The organism is Paenibacillus silvae, assembly GCF_014639235.1.
GTDB lineage: Bacteria > Bacillota > Bacilli > Paenibacillales > Paenibacillaceae > Paenibacillus > Paenibacillus silvae.
The window spans coordinates 35,779-54,292 of the sequence record NZ_BMFU01000021.1 but is presented as its reverse complement, the minus strand read 5'-3'; the positions used below and the strand labels follow the sequence as shown (position 1 = coordinate 54,292).

Genomic DNA, 18,514 nt, shown 5'->3' with positions numbered 1-18,514 from the left:
CGCACACGCACACGCACACGCACACGCACACGCACACGCACACGCACACGCACACGCACACGCACACGCACACGCACACGCACACGCACACGCACACGCACACGTAAGGATGTGATGCTGCGACTACAATCGGGCTAATATAACCAAATGCATAGTCTCCATGTGTAGCCCACCTGCACTGCGCCTACATCCGTGTCCATTACGCTATTACCTAAGCTACCTCATTATTGCCCCATCATACCGCCATCAACAGTGTAGAGAGAGGCGGTAACATACGATGCGTCCTCGGACAGCAGGAAGTTCATTACAGCGGCCACTTCCTCCGGTTCGCCGTAACGGCCCATTGGGATCGCAGCTACCGTAGCCGATTGGTAATCTTCAACGTTGCCGGAGTTCGCTTCGATCTGGCGCATCATACGAGTATTGATGGTGCCTGGCAGTACCGCGTTCACGCGAATATTGAAAGGCGCCAGCTCATTGGCTGCCGTACGAGTGAGGCCAACAACGGCATGTTTGGACATAATATATGGAGATACAGCCGGAGCGCCCATCAGACCTGCCAGGGAAGAGGTATTCAGAATCGCACCGGATTTTTGTTTTTTCATGACAGGAATAACGTTCTGCAGACCGAGGAATACCCCGCGAATGTTTACATTGTATACGGTGTCGAGTGCTTCAACACTGAGGTCTTCGATTAGGCCCGTTGGTCCTTCAATGCCGGCATTGTTGGCAAAATAATCAATGCGTCCAAAGGCATCCAGCGCTTTTTGCACATAGTTTTTGACGTCTGCTTCGTCGGACACATTAGCTTTTACCGCAATGACATGCTCTTTATCGAGGTTCAGCTCCGCGATGGTTTTCTCGATGGCTTCTTCGTTCAAGTCCACCAGCACCAGATTGATTTTGCGTTCAGCCAGGCGGCGTGCCAGCTCTTTACCGATACCTCCGGCAGCTCCTGTAATTACAGCGGTTTGTGTATAGGATGTACTCATGATTGAATCGTCTCCTTATAATATATAGTGGGCAGGTAATCTCCATAAGAAGAAAACCTGTCGTTGTTAGTTCCTGTCTTAATGTTAAGATATACATAAACATGTGACAATAATCATTGACAGCGTAAATGTCAGCTATTGAACATAGATGTAAGCGTTGTTCATTTAGGATACAATAATAGACAAAGGGGGCGAAAATGTTGATTATTGAACATCCTCAGGATCGTAGAGCACGAAGAACGCAGGATGCGATTATCGCTGCGGCAGTTTCATTAATATTGGAAAAGGGAGCCGATGCCCTGACGATCCGGGATATCACGGAACGGGCGGATTATAATCGGGGCACCTTTTATTTGCATTTTCCCGGCAAGCCCGAGCTGCTGCAATTCCTTCTGGATGATTTCCTGCAAGGGTTGGGACAAGCGTATGCGGAACCTTACTCCAATCTCACAGAAGTAGACATGACCGGGGTACTTCCTTCAACGATGCCGGTATTTGAATATATCGAAGCACATCAGGATCAATTCCGGGCTTTAATGACGATGCATGGAGATATGGCGCTCAGGATCAACAATGTGTTCCGAAATTACCTGACCCAACAATTCATTCTGGTAACTGAAGATAGTGAGCAAGTGATCAATTACGACATTATGTTAAGTTATCTGGTGTCGGCAACGGTGGGAGTTATTATGCATTGGGCGGAGGTTGGATTTAAATATTCTGCACACTATATGGGGGAACAGTTGACTGCTCTCATCAACATTAAACCGACCCGTCTGCTGATCGAGCCAGGGCAGAAGGGCCGGACAGTGCACGAGCGTATGCTGTCAGATTAATTCCTGTTCAGGAACAGGCAGGTAGAAGCGGAGAGGTAATGTAGAAGATGTATGTGGTAATTTCCCCGAACATTCCGTCGATTAACCTGTCATTGAAGCGTTCGCTGTCCGTTGCATCTGAAGCAGCTGTTCGCGGACGAGTACGCACTCGCCAATCATAATCAGTGCCGGGTTTGTAATGTGGTGCGTAACGGCGAGAGTGTGCAGTTCTGCCAAAGTTCCGGTGACAATTCGTTCCTCGGCTGTGGTTCCACGCTCAATAAGTGCTGCGGGGGTATGCCCCGATTTACCGTGCAGGAGAAGCTCGCGCTGAATCTGCGGCACCTGGCTGATCCCCATATAGATCACCAGCGTATCTACGCTATGGGCAAGCAGGTCCCAGCGGACAGAGGACACACATCCATCACGGCCAGTGCCTGTTACACAAGCGAAGGAAGATGCTGCTCCGCGATGTGTCAACGGAATCAGTGAGGAGGCGGAAGCCCCCACTGCCGAGGTGATGCCCGGGATGATTTCGTATGGGATACCGGAGGAAGCCAGGACGAGCGCTTCTTCTCCACCGCGGCCAAAAATGAATGGATCACCGCCCTTGAGACGAACCACTTGTTTTCCTTCAGCAGCATGGGAGGCGAGTATACGTCCGATCATCTCCTGACTCATGGAATGAAGACCTGGGGCTTTGCCGCAGTAGATGCAAAGGGCAATTCTCCCGAGCTTCAGCAAGCAGGGCATCACCGACAAGCCGATCATATAATATGACATCAGCTGCCTGAATGCGTTTCAGTGCTTTTACTGTAATCAGTTCGGGATCTCCAGGTCCAGCGCCAATAATGCTGACCACACCCCGGTTCGTCACCTTGCTCTCACCTGCAGCAGGCCTCATAGCGCACACCCTCTTTCTTCTCTTTTCGTAAATAAACCTATCTCAGACCTTTACCCAGTTCGTTATCCAGCGATCAATACGTAGATGTCACCGCTGTTTCCATCCACTTCTGTCGGATACGTATTCAGACATCCATCGTCCGGTTCATGTACTTTGCCGCTGCGCAGATCAATTTTCCAGTCATGCAGCGGGCAGTGAACCGCCGTGCCGCATACCATGCCTTCCGACAGCTTGCCGCCCTTGTGAGGGCAGCGATTCTCGACAGCGTGCAGGCTGCCATCACTCAGTTTGAAAACCGCAATTTCCGTATCCTGTACGAGGAAGGTTCTTGCTCCCTTTTCATCAATATCGGCCAGATGTCCAATTCGGAATTTCTTCATCGCTGTTCCTCCTCCTCTTCTAGTGGGCCACCGGTTCTGCGCCGGACAGCGGAGTGAAGTTTTTGCGTAACTTCTCGTCTTCAATAATTTCCTTCCAAGGATCAACCGTGTGGCCCAGTGTCACTTCCAGCCGTTCCACGAGGGCAAGGCGTACCTCGCGGTCAGCGAGTGCCTGCTTCACATGATCCAGTCCTACCCGTTCAATCCAGGCCGCCGTTCTCTCATTCCATCTTGCATTCTCTCTATAATATTGCAGGTATGCATAGGTCCACTCTTCCACATCGGCATCCGTTTTCACCGTACACAGCAGCTCGGCTGCGCGAACCTTCACACCACCGTTGCCCCCGACGTGAAGCTCCCATGCTCCGTCAATGGCGACAACACCCAGATCCTTGATCGTTGCCTCGGCACAGTTCCGCGGGCATCCAGAGACAGCCAGTTTTACTTTGGCGGGAGCAACCATTTTATCGAGCTTTTTCTCCAGACGTATGCCCATTTCGATGGAATCCTGTGTACCGAAGCGGCAGAACGTATTCCCTACACAGGTCTTGACGGTTCGCAGTGCCTTGCCATATCCGAACCCGGACGGCATATCAAGCTCTTCCCATATCTTCGGCAGATTCTCCTTCTGTACGCCAAGCAGATCGAGTCGCTGTCCGCCTGTGAACTTAACCATCGGCACGTCATACTTCTCTGCGACGGTTGCGATCTTGATGAGTTCTGCCGGAGAAGTTACGCCGCCATAAATACGCGGAATGACGGAATATGTGCCATCCTTCTGAATGTTGGCGTGATAACGCTCATTGGTGAATTTGGATGCACGCTCATCCTCGTATTCGGTCGGCCAGATCATACCGAGATAGTAGTTGAGGGAAGGGCGGCACTTGGAGCAGCCTTCAGGCTCCTCCCAGCCAAGCACATTCATCACTTCCTTGACGGTCTTCAATCCCATCTCCTTGATCTGTGCGACAATCTCATCCCGGTCGTACGAGGTGCAGCCGCAGATGCCTTCTTTGGTCTGTTCCCCGACATTATCGCCTGCATAATGGGTCAGCAGCGATTCGACAATTGGTTTGCAGCCCCCGCAGGAGGCCGACGCCTTGGTGCAGGACTTGATGGCTCCAACCGTATTGCAGCCCTTATTCAGCACGGCATCACCGATTGCTGCTTTGGTCACACCGTTACAGCCGCAGATGATTTCGTCCTCCGGCATGGCGGCCATACGTTCAGCTGCAGACGGACCAGCATCTGAGGTGCCAGAAGGCACACCGAGCAGAATTTCCTTCTCGCGGCCGCTAACATTTTCGCCACTTTTGATGAGAGAGAACAGGGAGGCTCCGTCGCTTGTATCCCCAAACAATACAGCGCCAATTAATTGGCCGTCCTTCATCACCAACTTTTTGTATACTCCATCTACATCATCCTGAATGCGGATGCTGCGTGTATCGGGAGAATCCTTGAATTGTCCTGCGGAGAATACATCGACCCCCGATACCTTCAGCTTGGTCGAGGTAACGGAGCCCTCGTATCCTTCTGTTGGCGCACCCGCGAGACGTTTGGCGAGCACCATACCTTGTTCATACAGCGGAGCTACGAGTCCATATGCAATTCCGCGATGCTCTGCACACTCGCCGACAGCCGAAATGCCTGGCACACTGGTCCGCATGTAATCATCTACAATGACACCGCGATTCACCTCGAGACCGCTGTTCCGAGCCAGTTCAATCTGAGGACGGATACCAACAGCCATCACGACCAGATCAGCTTCAAGCATCGTTTGATCTGTGAAACGAAGTGCTTTGACCCGGCCCTTGCCCGTGATCTCTTCCGTATGTTTGTTCAAAAGAAACTTCATACCCTGCGCTTCAAGCTCTCGCTGGAGCATCAAGCCTGCCGGCAAATCGAGATTGCGGTCCATCAGATGTCCGTTGATATGAATGACGGTAACGTCCATACCCAAGTTCAGCAGTCCGCGAGCGGCCTCAAGGCCGAGCAGACCCCCACCAATGACAGCAGCCTTTCGATAATTCTGTGATGCAGCCATCATCGTTTCACAGTCCTGAATATCACGGAAACCGATCACGCCTTCTTTCCGGGCACCGGGGAGCGGTAGAATGAATGCCTGTGAACCTGTCGCCAGAATTAACTCATCATAGGTTGCGCGCACGCCATTCCGGGATACAACCTCTTTGCGCTCCGAATCAATCTGCACCACCGGGTCCCCTGGATAGACCTGAATGCCGTTATCTGCGTACCAGCTCCAATCGTTGATGGCGATATCTTCAATGGACGTTCCGCCAGCCAGTACGGAGGACAGCATGATCCGATTGTAGTTCGGATGCGGCTCTGCACCAAACACAGTAATCTCATACGCATGCGGAGCAAGCTTCAGAATATGCTCAATGGTACGGATTCCTGCCATGCCATTGCCGACCAGCACCAGTTTTTTCGTTGTACTCATTGTGGTTAGCCCCCTTGGTTCCATTTCTACATACTGCATATTTACCTGCCCGAACACGTTCTTGGAAAATCGAAAAAGCCTGTCATGCCTCGGATGACTGCGTATAAACATACGCATCCCTACTATCCGAGATTGCAAAACAGGCTTCATTGCCGTTTCCACCAGCTACGCCATTGTAACTGTGATCGAAATTTATGGAGTTGTTATGGGTTAACTATAAAATACGGCTTAATACATGTCAATATAGTTAACATAAAAAAGTATTTGAAATTTGAAGTTAATTATGTTTACATGAGTTTATTGGAAGTCCGAATCGGAATATCGGGTCCGCTGTCTCAATCATAAACGGCTGTGTGCACAGCAATCATTCGCTTTTCACCACACTCTATAACTGTAATGATAAACGACGAACTATAAAAAAGCAGAGCCGAAATGGTATGTATATCACATGGCATGATTCGAGAGCGGACCAGAGAAACTTATATATTTTTGTTAGGTAACATAACATGTCTTTAGTCTCATTTAGCAAATTACTTTTTCGTGTTAATGTGTTAAAAGAAAATGTGCCGACGGTGGATAAATACAAGGAGGGATTGATCTATCATGCGATCCATATTGGTCATCCGTGTACAACCCATTGCAGCCGATTCGCCGGGTGCGATCCCTTTGACGCCGGAGAAGGTGCTGGGAGCGAATGGTTATCATGTACAGGTCACAGATCGTGAAGCAGAGGTGGCAAAGCTGGCCCGTGAAGCGGAAGCCTTTATACTGCATCTGTCTCTTGCAGATGTGACCTACTGGGTGAACTGCCTGGGAAAGGGGAAATCAGATGCTCCGCTGCTCTGGTGGTGCGCTCCCGATACGGCCTCTTCTTCGCTAGAGGTTTGTGAAGTGGAGACCTCGTTTGACGGGATACTTACACCGTCCATGACTGGACCGGAGATACATTGGACACTGCATTTTGCGGCGAGGCGTTACATGGAGCGCAAGCAGTGGGAGCAGGAGCGAAAGCAGCTGCAGTCCCGGCTTGAGGATCGGAAGTGGATCGATATGGCCAAGGCGATTTTGTGTGATCTGAAGCAAATATCCGAGTCGGAAGCCTACGATCTGCTGCGGAAAAAGGCAATGGATGAGCGCAAACGGATGGTTGATGTAGCCACTGCCATTGTAAAGGCTCATCAACTGCTCCAGTCTTAATCAGAGAGGGGAATGCTCTATGGATATGCCTCATATCCTTCGAGAGGTTGGGCGCGGTAAGCGCGGCTCGCGTGATCTGAATTATGCAGAAGCGCTTGCTGTAGCCGAGAAAATTTTGAATCAGGAAGTCTCTCCTGCCCAGACGGCGGCTTTTCTGATGGCTGAGCGGATGAAGATGGAGAATGTTGAAGAGCTGGAAGCCTTTGTGCATGCTTGTCGTAATAACGCCGATCGAATGCCTGTATTTCAGGATGGTCTGGACTGCGCAGGGCCATATGACGGGCGTACCAAGTCATTTATGGCGACGTATCCCGCAGCATTTGTGCTGGCGGCGGCCGGACTGCCGGTTACGCTGCATGGCAGTGAACCTTTACCGCCCAAGTGGGGCGTTACGCTGCCTGTATTATTAAGAGAAGCAGGAATGGACATACGCGGAATGAACCGGGAAGATGCCCGGAGCGCCGCCCTTCGTACAGGGGTAATGTATGTTTCGTCGGAGGACTGGTGTGAGCCACTGGGCAGGCTTCGTCCTTTACGAGAGGAGCTCGGTTTTCGAACGGTGCTGAATACAGCCGAGAAATTGATTGATTACAATAAGTCATCTTACCTCGTATTTGGTGTATTTCATAATACGTTTCTTGACCGAATCGCCAAGCTGCTCACACGCTTTGAGTATAAACGTGCTTACGTGGTTCAAGGCATGGAAGGGTCGGAGGATCTGTATATTGATCGGCCAACACGTGTATATGCCGTGGAGGACGGAGAAATGAAGCTGGAACTGATAGACCCTTCTGCCTACGAACTGGATATGCCCGTACCGGAGATGGACTGGACCGCGGCAAAGCAGGTTCAGATGGCAGAGCAGGTGCTGCGCGGTGATGGGCATCTTACGTTTGTCAATCAGGTGCTGCTTAATGCCGGGTTCCGTTTATACGCTGCGGGGCGAGTGCCTTCCATTGAGCAGGGGATTTACGCTTCGAAGGAGCTTCTGGACAGCGGGGCTGCATATCGTCTTTATCAACAGTGGTGTGTATCTATGGGTGGAGAGCTGCCGGACAGCAGAGCGGTCTCGAGCTATCCGGCATCGTCCAGATGAGGGTACGGTCCAGTTCGTGTGCGGTTTATTCCCACGGATAGGAGACGGTCAGGAAGTCAGCGAATTTTTTGCTCTCTTCCCGCCGTTTTTTCCGCATGGCCGCCCGATCTGGAGCAGTCTCGTACAATTTTCTTTCTTCCTCGGTCTCCGGGATAATCCGGGGCACGATCAATTTGCGGTTATTTTCATCCAGGGCCACAAAGGTCAGAAAAGCCGTTGCCGCAATCTTTTTCTCTCCCGTCATCAGATCCTCGCGAATTACCTTCACAAAAATCTCCATGGAGCTGCGTCCCGTCCATGTTGCGAATGACTCCAATGTTACCGAATCGGTTGGATTAATCGGGTACAGAAAATCGACAGAGTCGGTTGAAGCCGTAACCGTATTGACCCGGCATAGCTTGGATGCGGCAATCGAAGCGATATCATCAATATAGGACATCAGCTTGCCGCCGAACAAGGTGTTATGGTTATTGACATCTGTCGGGAATACCCGGGCGGTTTTGAAGCAGCGTGTTTCACGTACATACTTTCTCTCCATTTGATCCATCTCCGTAGGTTTCGGTATCTCTCTCATTGTTCTTCCTCCTTGCAGTATGGTCGCTGCTGCTGTGCTGCATAACATGAAGCCTTTTTGCTTTCTGCGGGAACGGCCAGATTGAAAAGCGTCTCTCCCTAAGTATAGGTTTCGGTCAGATGTATATTCAAATGAAGTGTTTCAGGGCTCCGTTACAAGAAAAAACCGCCGGGCGCGGACCGGCGCGCAGGCGGTTGTTGCTACAACTGTATATTAAGCCTTAGGTCTGAAGATGCCAGAAGGTTTGCCAATTGGCAGGAATGTATAACCGAAGTGAGCATTCAGCACAGAAGCACCTGTACCGTACAGGGACACAATGCCAATCGCCATCTCAGCGTATGCTGCAATGGTGTGGAAGATGTGAGGTGCTACGCCGAAAGCGTCAAAGGTCAGACCCAGGAACAGGAAGTCGATCAGAATGAAAATAATGAGCAGGACTTTGTTCGCTTCAACAGCGCCGATCGTCATGAACAGGGTGAAGATCAGATATCCGGCAAAAGCAAATCCAAGCTGCTTGCCATCGGTCTGCTCAGCCAGTGTAGAGCCAAACACACCCATTTTGATCATCCAGTTAGCACCCATGGCGAACCAGAAGAAAGCATACGCGCCAAAAGCGGTGGTACCGAATGTGTTGTTGCGTTTGGAATCCTGAATGCATGCGAATAATTGAGCAAATGCACCCAGAAAGATAGCCCATGGAATAGCGTAGCTCAGCCCTTCGGTAAGGCCGAGCTTCTGGGACGAGGCGACAAGGGTTACAATGGCCAGCCCAAATAATCCCATCGCGCTGGGATCGGCGTTTATGATTTTGACTTTAGTTTGTGACTCGGTTTGCATGGTGTTGATTAGCCTCCAATAATATCAAATCTGCATGATAGACCTGCATAGGTTATCCTCGCACTGCATGTTGGCATCCGCCGGACCCGGACACACATATCGCCCTATTGTACCCGAATGCCCCGGTTATGGAAAGGGATTTTATTACCTGAAACTCGCGAAAACGGTTACTTCTGTAACAGCCAGTTGAACAGTAATGCAAGATATCGGGTTTGTGGTGAAAAAAGACGGAAAATTACATGTTATTCCCAGAGGATAAAGGTTAGTATCGAGTGGAAATCACATCCGCTGTCCGGGTGTTGATGATCTGACGACCGCAGTGTGAATTGCGGTAGGAGGGAGTGAGCGAAAAACAAGGAGCAGGTTGCTTGCCGGAGTAACTATACTAGAGATATCAAGTTCCAGATTATTTTGCAAGCGCTTACTTTGAGAGGGTGTCTCAGGAAAGTCAATTTGTATTCCATGATGAAGAAGCGAAGGGATGGGTGTTGATGATCGTCAAACAGATGCGTCAGCTCGGCTTGATTTTGCTTATATTCGTTTTTACCTTGTCCAGTCTGGGGTGGGGTTCTGTGTTCGGTGTAACCGAGGCGCGCGCGGCGGAGCTGGATTCATCTGCTGCAGAGGATGCTGTATATCGATATGATTTTGGATCAGGACCGGTGGCGAACGGTTATACGGGTGTAGATGCAGATACAGCGTATACCTCAGAACGAGGATACGGCTTCGCAGATGTCTCCAAAGTGACTGTGCAGGATCGTAAAATCAGTGATCCGATCAAGTCTGATTTTGCAACGTTTGCTGCGGGTGGGCAATTCAACGTGGATCTGCCAAATGGAGATTACACGGTTTCGCTGATTGCAGGAGATGCTGCCGGAGCTACAGAGATTGCCATTGATGTGGAGAGCATGAATAAGGTACAGCTGAACAGCAAGGCTGCAGGTGAGTATCTGGAGATGAGCTTCGATCTTGCTCTTGTAGATGGCCAGATGAATCTTGTGTTCTCAGGAGCGGCAGCGAATCTGAATGCATTGGTGATTACGAAGCAGACGGAACGTGAAGCTGGAAGCAAGCCTACCCTGTATCTGGCGGGTGATTCCACGATGCAGACCTACAACCCTTACTGGGAGCCGCAAGCGGGCTGGGGCCAGATGTTTCCTTCCTTTTTTGATGAAAGTGTAGAGATTAAAAATCATTCCATTGGCGGGCGCAGCTCCAAATCGTTTATTTTCCAAGGGCGCCTGGATGAGATTCTGAGAATGATTCGTCCGGGAGACTACCTGTTCGTGCAATTCGGGCATAATGATGCCACGATCAGTGTGCCTGAACGTTACGCTTCGCCAGCCGATTACAAAATATATCTGAAAACCTACATCGACGGTGTGCGGCAGCGGGGGGCAACACCGATTCTGGTGACGCCGATGGGGCGCAGGGATTTTAATGCAAGCACGGGCAAATTCAACGTTTCCTTCCCTGAGTATGTTCAGGCCGCGAAGGAAGTGGCGAGTGAAAATAACGTGCTCCTGATTGATCTGAGCAGGCTCAGCATTGAATATTATGACTCGATCGGACCAGAGGCTACATTATCCGTATTCCTGCATGTGGCACCAGGCATATATCAGGCTTTCCCTAATGGGGCGACAGACAATACGCATTTTCAGGAGTATGGTGCCATCCAGATCGCCAGACTGGTCGCAGGTGCGGTGCGTGAGCTGGATATTCCTCTGGCAGACGCGGTGAAGGATGCAGACGTGCCAGCTGAGCTACCGGCGAAGCCGAGTGGGCTGAAGGCGGGCAGTATCAGCAATGCGGGTGCTGTGTTGAAGTGGACGGCAGATGATACGGCGGATATCTACAAAATCTATCGTAAGTTATCCACCGAGCCGGAATCTGCGTATCAGCTTGCCGGAACGGCAACCGTGCCAACGATGACCTTAACCAGTCTTGCGGAAGGGGAAACCTATACGGTGCGTGTAACAGCAGTGAATGGTCGCGGAGAATCCGAGCCGTCAGATGAAGTGAGCTTCACCACGAAGTCGGCTGCGTACCGATATGATTTTGGTCCGGTAGGTTCCCCTGTTGCAGAGGGGTACAGCGAAGTGAACCGGAACACGTTATACACGTCAGAGCGTGGATACGGCTTGACCTCTTCGGCGAACATGGCGGATCGGGACAGGGGTAATGCTACGGATGAGCTTCGCCGCGATTTTGTTATTTATTTTGGCGGTAGTTATGAGTTCAAGGTGGATCTGCCTAATGGCAGTTATTCGGTCAAAGCTTACATTGGCGACTGGATCGGCTCGGCTCGGACCAACATCAATATCGAGGGGAAGGATTACGGGACCGTATCCTCAAGTGCCAAAAATATAGCTGAAAAAGTCATCAATCAGGTTGAGGTTCAGGATGGTCAGATGAATCTGGTGTTTAGCGGTCAAACGGCACATCTCAACGGCCTGGAGATTACACCAACGTTTATGGCACCTTCGCAGCTTAAACTGGATAACCTTGATCTGGATAGCGACCCAATTCGTGCGGTGTTATCCTGGGATGCGGCTGCAGGAGACGTACAGTATAAGGTCTATCGTCAATCTGCGGGAGCTGCCAAGCCGGAATTACTGGCTGCCGTGGACACACCGACGTATACAGATCAACAGGTTGAACTGGGCATGGACTATGTCTACACGGTGACGGCTGTGGATCAGACAGGTACAGAATCACTGGCGTCCAATGCGCTGAGCGTATCTACCGTTGATCCAAGCGTCACAAAGGCGGAAGTGCCTTCCGGCCTGAGCATGCAGGAAATAAACAAAAATGATGTGACCTTCACATGGAGTGAAGCTGCCAGAGCGCGTTTTTATCAGATTTACCGTGCCAAAAGGCAGGATGGACCTTACGAGATGATCGGTCGCACCAAGGATACGTTGTATAAGGACTCTTCCATTCTTAGTACGATTCATTATTACTATAAAGTTGCCTCAGTGAACGCGGGCGGTATATCCGAGCTGTCCAGTGCGCTTGAAACTCCGGCAGCAACAACGCTGAACCGGGCGATGGAGTATTTGGATCGGGCCCCGGTTGCAGTGCAAACGGAGCAGGGCAATTACATCGGCTGGCGTATGCTTGGCCTGGATGCCGATTCAATTGCATTTAATCTGTATCGTGACGGGGTGAAGCTCAACTCAGAACCGTTAATGGGCAGCACGAATTATACGGATGCGGAGGGGACAGAAACCTCTAAATACCGTGTAATGACGGTGGAAAATGGGCTGGAGAAGCCAGCAACGAAGGAGTTCGGTGTTTGGCAGGAGCAGTACCTTTCCGTCCCGCTGCAGAAGCCAGCTGATGCTTATACCAAAGACGGGCAGCCCTATTCCTATTATGCCGGGGATGCCAGTGTAGGTGATGTGGACGGAGACGGTGAGTATGAAATTGTATTGATGTGGTCCCCTAATAACGGCAAGGATAACTCTCAGGCAGGCATTACGGGTATTGTGTACATGGATGCCTACAAGCTGGATGGAACCCGGCTCTGGCGTATTAACATGGGCCCTAACATCCGCGCCGGAGCACATTATTCACCATTTCTGGTCTATGATTTTGACGGAGACGGCCGGGCTGAGCTGATGATGCGAACAGCAGACGGCACGATCGACGGCCAGGGTAAGGTGATTGGAGATGCAAATGCAGATCACCGCAACAGCTCGGGGTATGTGCTGCTGGGTGATGAATTCCTGACGGTATTTGATGGAGAGACAGGGGCGGCACTGGATACGGTGAACTATGATCCGCCGCGCGGTGACGTTGCTGCCTGGGGTGACGGATATGGAAACCGGGTAGACCGTTTCCTTGCGGCTGTAGCCTATCTGGACGGAGAGCATCCGAGTGCGATGTTCAGCCGTGGATATTATACACGTACCGTGCTTGCATCCTACAATTTCCGGGATGGCAGGATCAGTCAAGTCTGGCGTTTTGACTCCAATGATGAAGGGTACGGATCATATGCAGGTCAAGGGAATCACAACCTGTCTGTTGCAGATGTAGACGGGGATGGCAAGGATGAAATTACGTTTGGAGCCATGGCTATCGACGATGATGGCAAACCACTCTACAATACAAGGCTGGGACATGGAGATGCGATGCATCTGAGCAATCTTGACCCGACCCGTCCGGGATTGGAAGTATTCGGAGTTCATGAGGACAAAAGCTCGAAGTATGGCATGGAGATGCGTGATGCAGCTACAGGTGAGGTGTTGTGGGGGGTATTTACGGGAATGGATACTGGACGCGGCATGGCAGCAGATATTGATCCTAATTACCCTGGGGCAGAGGTGTGGGCTGCTACCATTACCAACGAACAGCACATCCCGATTACCGGGCTGTACAGTGCCAAGGGAGAGCTAATCACGACGAAGATTCCCTCCTCCACGAACTTTGGCATCTGGTGGGATGGTGATCTGCTGCGCGAATTGCAGGACGGCATTCGCATCGACAAGTGGGATTACGAGAATCAGACTACGATTAATCTGCTGACGGCAGCGGGTGCTGCTTCCAACAATGGCACTAAGGCCAATCCAAGCTTGCAAGCCGATTTGTTTGGCGATTGGCGCGAGGAAGTGATCTGGCGCAGTCAGGACAGCTCCGAGCTGCGTATCTATACCACAACCGATGAGACGGATGTGCGTCTGCGTACATTGATGCATGATCCGGTCTATCGTTTGGGTGTGGCTTGGCAAAATGTGGCCTACAACCAGCCGCCGCATACCAGCTTCTATCTTGGTGCTGGTATGGAGCAGCCAAAAGCGCCGAACATTCGTTATGTTGGCGGCCCGCAGGAGCCGGAAGACACGACACCTCCAGTCATTACAGGTATGCCTGCGGAGCAGATGAGTGAGGAAGAGGTGCTTCAGGTTAAAGTAAAGGCAGAAGATCCTGAATCAGGCATTGCGCGTCTGGAGCTGACCTGGGATGGTGAGACGGTGCAGCAAGGTGATGAGATCGCATTGACCGGGCTTGCGGGCAAGCATATGTTCACAGCTCGTGCAGTGAACGGTGTCGGTCTGGTCACCGAAGCTGCTGTAGAGGTGGCTGTTACAGCAGGTGACCAGGCAGCGGGAGCACCCGGGACACCTGTTCTGTCCGACAATCACGGTCACGGGAACGGGCTCCGTGACGGGAATTATACAATTACGATGAATATGTGGTGGGGCAACAATGCTGCGGAGTATAAGCTGTATGAGAACGGAGAATTGCTGGATACTCAGAAGCTGTCCGCATCCACCCCCGCTGCACAGAAGGCCTCCACTTCCATTGAGGGGCGGGCCAACGGTACGTATGTGTATACGTGTGAGCTGACGAATGCTAAAGGCACAACGGCATGTCAGCCGCTCACGGTTATCGTTCGAGATGCTGCGCCCTCAAAGCCTGAACTGTCCCATGACAATTGGGATGGAGATGGGAACTATACCATTACAATGAATATGTGGTGGGGTACCAATGCAGCATCGTATCGGTTGTACGAGAATGGTACAGAGGTGGATAGCCAGCCGCTCACCGTGTCTTCACCAAATGCACAGACAGCCAGGCTTGAAATCAAGGCCCGTGCAATCGGAGAATACGAATATGTGGTGGAATGGATCAATGCAAGTGGGAAAACAACAAGTGAACCGATACGGGTGAACGTTACCCGATAACGTCTTACCGATTAATATTACAGTAATGCATGCATGGGCACCTTTCCAAATCAAGAGCGTCGGTTTAAGTTATGACGTCTGAGATTAGAAGGGTGCTTTTTTGTGTATTTCATAAAATACACAATTACGACACAAACTGCTTTGAGGCGATGTATCTGCGGATTTTTGACGTACAGATCATTAGAGGGATGTGACAAGGCCGTGTTACATCTGGTATTTTTCACCAATCTCTATTAAAATGGAACTAGCCCTCTCAAAATATGGAGAAGCATACAAAACATCCATGTCTCCTATGCCATATGTTAATCCAGTTGCAGATTGACAGGAAACACTACAATGTATCACAAATGAAGGAGGTATCAGGGGCCATGGTTATGAGTTTGGAGTTGAAAAATAAAATAGAAAAGGCCAGGCATAACCTTCATAAGCTGGTAGAGCGCAATAAGGGCGGGCTTGGACATCCTGATGTCATTCGACAGTCAATGGCGCTGGATGAATTAATCAATGAATATAATCGGATATCCCGGACTCAGACGCGAACGTGAAAGCGAATTGGATGGGAAATAAATATAAATAACAATACAGTATTTATCGAAATGTATGGCTTGGGTCGTACAGGATGATTACACCAACAGAAGGGCATGACGACCACCGAAAGGGTTCACCTCGAAGCAAGCACGAGGTGAATCTTGTCGGCGGATCGTTCATGCCCTTTTTGTCTATCAGAGAACCAGTTATCAGCGGCTGCCGCCGCCTATGATAAGCTGCTTTTTAATAATTAATGAAGCATGCGCTTGGCTTCCAGATATAACACCTGCACGAACTTTTTCGTATTAATGCGTGTTTGGGACAAGGAAGGCTCCACGTTGTTTTGCAGCTCCAGCATCTTTTTGCGAATCTCGGTAAAGTCGAAAAATTTGGAGGCGTAGTTCTCGAATTTGGGGTGTGTGTAGTCCGTCAACCCGAGCGATACAACATGGCTGAGTGTCTGGAATATCGCCCTGCGGACCCGCTGCTCCGCAGCCTTCACTTCTTTGGTCACATCGGCCGCCGTTGCATCCTGTCCCAGCTTGCGCTGAGCCACGTTCTGAAAAATGTCTTTGAGCGACGGGAATGTGTACGGTGATAGCTTATGCTCGTCCGTCTCCAGCAGCTCCAGATATTCCAACATATCGAGCAGATCGCGGCTCCCAGCTTCGCCGATCATGCCCATCTCGGACAGCAGGAAATGACCTGCGGTAGCAATCGTTTTGTCCGGCTCGTGCACCGGCTTGCGCTCGCCAGACTGCAATCCCGACAGCCCCTGAAGTGTGCGCTGAATGTCGGCGATGGACTGCTGCATCCGCAAGCGTTCCTCCACCAGCCGCAGCACCGACAGAATCTCCAGTCGGTTGATAGGCTTCGTAATATAATACTCAATGCCAAGAGAGTAGGCCTCTCCAATCATATGCTTGGACTCAATCTGTGAGATCATCACGATCTTGCCCTTGAATTTCCCTGCGAGTGCACGTACGGTTTCAATCCCGTCCTGCTGCGGCATCAGCAGATCAATCAGCAGCACATCCACCTTGTGCAGCTCCAGTAATTCGGCATTCACATGTGCCCCGTCCTCGGCCTCTCCGGCAATATCACCCAATGCTTCATCCTCGATGATGTCCGTCAGCATCGAACGAATCCCTGCATCATCGTCCACGATAAAATAACGCATAAGCTTCAAGTCCTTTCCTTCCATTTGCTCTCGTTAATCCCGAGATAAGATGTTATATGGTCACGCGGTATATCCCGCTGTATTCATCATGTTTGATGTTCCTTTATGCTGGTTTACGGTTCATTCGATGTATCTCCAGCACGACGTGAAACGCTACTTCTATCATACTTCCTCCCCGCTTTTCTGCATAGAAGCTGATATGTTAGCTTAAATGACAATGACTGGATAAGAGAGGATCGTTTTTGAAAAAAATGTGCAGTAATCATGTAGGTATTTGTCGTTTTCGGTAGATTCAATTGTAGTATAAGTAACATGCATCAGTCTGTTTCCGAAATTGTGCAAAATGTTGCAAATGTTCGGTTATTTTAATCATACATCATATAAAGGGGCGTACCGATGGAGCAAACAATACAAGATGTTGTCGTCTTTTTCAATGATTTTCTCTGGTCCAAGCTGTTAATTATTCTGTTGGTCGTCTGTGGTGTGTACTTCACAACTAAAACGAGATTTATGCAATTCCGCATGATTGGTGATATGGTCAAGGTGCTCAAAGAACCAAAGAGCAAGGTGCCGGGCATAATCTCACCGTTTCAGGCCTTCTGTATCAGTATGGCCGCACGTGTGGGTACGGGAAACATTACGGGCATTGCACTGGCTATAGCACTGGGCGGACCCGGGGCTGTGTTCTGGATGTGGATTATCGCCATGATCGGGTCGGCATCAAGCTTTGTCGAGAGCACGCTCGCTCAAATCTACAAAATCAAGGACAATGGCGGTTTCCGCGGAGGACCTGCGTATTATATGGAACGTGGGCTTGGTAAACGATGGATGGGGGTCCTGTTTGCAATTCTGATCACCCTTTCCTTCGGCTTGGTCTTTAACGCTGTGCAGTCCAACACGATTACAGTGGCGTTCCAGAATTCCTTTGGCACCGATCGTCTAACCGTAGGTATCATTATGGCTGTGGTCTTTGCAGGCATTATTATGGGTGGTGTCAAACGAATCGCGAAGGCGTCGGAATATATTGTCGTTGTGCTTGCCGTATTGTACATTGGTGTGGCTGTGTTTATTGTGCTGGTGAATATTACTGAGGTTCCGGCCATCATTGCGCTTATTGTCAAAAATGCCTTCGGCATGGAACAGATGGCTGGCGGTACGCTGGGCGCCGCGCTGATGAACGGAGTCAAACGCGGACTCTTCTCGAATGAGGCCGGTATGGGTAGTGCACCTAATGCCGCGGCGACAGCCGATACATCACATCCAGTCAAGCAGGGACTGATACAGGCTTTTGGTGTCCTGACAGATACCCTGGTTATTTGCACGAGTACAGCCATGATCATTCTGTTATCCGGGGTATATCAAGGCTCCGATCTGGGCGGAATCGAGCTGACTCAGGCTGCGCTCAGTGTTCATATCGGTTCATGGGCTTCCGGCTTCCTGGCTGTGATGGTCTTCCTGTTTGCCTTCAGTACGTTGATCGGCAATTATTACTATGGCGAGACGAATATTGAATTTATTAAATCGAGCAGAGTGTGGCTGTGGGTGTATCGTATTGCCGTTATCAGTATGGTGCTGTTCGGGGCTATTTCGAAGGTGCAGCTGGTATGGGATCTCGCCGACCTGTTCATGGGACTGATGGTTGTGGTAAACCTGATTGCCATTCTGATGCTCTCCAAAGTAACCTTCGAGGCGCTCAAGGATTACAAGCGGCAGAAGTCCGAGGGACGTGATCCTGTCTTCACTCGTGATCGCATTCATATTCCGGGCGAGATTGAATGCTGGGAGTCGGAAGAAGCGGTGATGGGGAATAAAAAGCTTGATGCGACTGGGTAAGTCAAAAATAGACTAATTGCTCCCCAT

General features: G+C 50.5%; 12 protein-coding genes and 1 pseudogene. 6 read left to right on the top strand and 7 right to left on the bottom strand.

The window, feature by feature from the left end:
- Nucleotides 1-224 precede the first annotated feature (224 nt).
- Nucleotides 225-992 (bottom strand): SDR family NAD(P)-dependent oxidoreductase, encoded by a 768-nt coding sequence (locus IEW26_RS28940; RefSeq protein ID WP_111273663.1) that lies wholly within the window; start codon nt 990-992, stop codon nt 225-227.
- A 197-nt stretch (nt 993-1,189) separates the two neighbouring features.
- Between IEW26_RS28940 and IEW26_RS28935 the strand changes: the two genes are divergently transcribed.
- On the top strand, nt 1,190-1,828 hold the full coding sequence (locus IEW26_RS28935) for a TetR/AcrR family transcriptional regulator (protein ID WP_111273662.1): 639 nt from the start codon (nt 1,190-1,192) through the stop codon (nt 1,826-1,828).
- An 81-nt stretch (nt 1,829-1,909) separates the two neighbouring features.
- On the opposite strand, the pseudogene cobA reads toward IEW26_RS28935, so the two are convergent.
- From cobA to nirB, 3 genes and pseudogenes are all read right to left on the bottom strand, one after another.
- A pseudogene (gene cobA, locus IEW26_RS28930) lies at nt 1,910-2,711 on the bottom strand (uroporphyrinogen-III C-methyltransferase).
- 62 nt (nt 2,712-2,773) lie between these two features.
- Nucleotides 2,774-3,091 (bottom strand): nitrite reductase small subunit NirD, encoded by a 318-nt coding sequence (gene nirD, locus IEW26_RS28925; protein WP_111273660.1) that lies wholly within the window; start codon nt 3,089-3,091, stop codon nt 2,774-2,776.
- A gap of 19 nt (nt 3,092-3,110) precedes the next feature.
- Nucleotides 3,111-5,552 carry a nitrite reductase large subunit NirB gene (gene nirB, locus IEW26_RS28920; RefSeq protein ID WP_188594863.1) on the bottom strand — a complete coding sequence of 814 codons (2,442 nt, stop codon included), beginning with the start codon at nt 5,550-5,552 and terminating at the stop codon, nt 3,111-3,113.
- A 603-nt stretch (nt 5,553-6,155) separates the two neighbouring features.
- Between nirB and IEW26_RS28915 the strand changes: the two genes are divergently transcribed.
- Both IEW26_RS28915 and IEW26_RS28910 read left to right on the top strand, forming a co-directional pair.
- Nucleotides 6,156-6,749: an ANTAR domain-containing response regulator gene (locus IEW26_RS28915; RefSeq protein WP_188594862.1), complete on the top strand. Its 594-nt coding sequence runs from the start codon at nt 6,156-6,158 to the stop codon at nt 6,747-6,749.
- Nucleotides 6,750-6,768: 19 nt separating this feature from the next.
- Complete coding sequence (locus IEW26_RS28910) at nt 6,769-7,845, top strand: anthranilate phosphoribosyltransferase (RefSeq protein WP_188594861.1); 1,077 nt, start codon at nt 6,769-6,771, stop codon at nt 7,843-7,845.
- Nucleotides 7,846-7,870: 25 nt separating this feature from the next.
- Here IEW26_RS28910 and IEW26_RS28905 read toward each other — a convergent pair whose 3' ends face one another.
- Complete coding sequence (locus IEW26_RS28905) at nt 7,871-8,383, bottom strand: acyl-CoA thioesterase (protein WP_110899134.1); 513 nt, start codon at nt 8,381-8,383, stop codon at nt 7,871-7,873.
- Nucleotides 8,384-8,632: 249 nt separating this feature from the next.
- A complete protein-coding gene (locus tag IEW26_RS28900) occupies nt 8,633-9,256 on the bottom strand; it encodes an acetate uptake transporter (RefSeq protein ID WP_111273656.1) in 624 nt (207 codons plus the stop codon).
- 491 nt (nt 9,257-9,747) lie between these two features.
- Here IEW26_RS28900 and IEW26_RS30680 point away from each other — a divergent pair, with 491 nt between their 5' ends.
- Both IEW26_RS30680 and IEW26_RS28890 read left to right on the top strand, forming a co-directional pair.
- Nucleotides 9,748-14,946, top strand: coding sequence for a rhamnogalacturonan lyase family protein (locus IEW26_RS30680; RefSeq protein ID WP_308423581.1), 5,199 nt, complete (start codon nt 9,748-9,750; stop codon nt 14,944-14,946).
- 368 nt (nt 14,947-15,314) lie between these two features.
- Nucleotides 15,315-15,491 (top strand): aspartyl-phosphate phosphatase Spo0E family protein, encoded by a 177-nt coding sequence (locus IEW26_RS28890; protein ID WP_111273654.1) that lies wholly within the window; start codon nt 15,315-15,317, stop codon nt 15,489-15,491.
- A 233-nt stretch (nt 15,492-15,724) separates the two neighbouring features.
- Here the strand turns inward: IEW26_RS28890 and IEW26_RS28885 are convergent, their stop codons facing one another.
- Nucleotides 15,725-16,654, bottom strand: coding sequence for a response regulator (locus IEW26_RS28885; protein ID WP_145404847.1), 930 nt, complete (start codon nt 16,652-16,654; stop codon nt 15,725-15,727).
- A gap of 396 nt (nt 16,655-17,050) precedes the next feature.
- On the opposite strand from IEW26_RS28885, the gene IEW26_RS28880 reads away from it, so the two are divergent.
- Complete coding sequence (locus IEW26_RS28880) at nt 17,051-18,487, top strand: alanine/glycine:cation symporter family protein (RefSeq protein WP_188594860.1); 1,437 nt, start codon at nt 17,051-17,053, stop codon at nt 18,485-18,487.
- Nucleotides 18,488-18,514 lie beyond the last annotated feature (27 nt).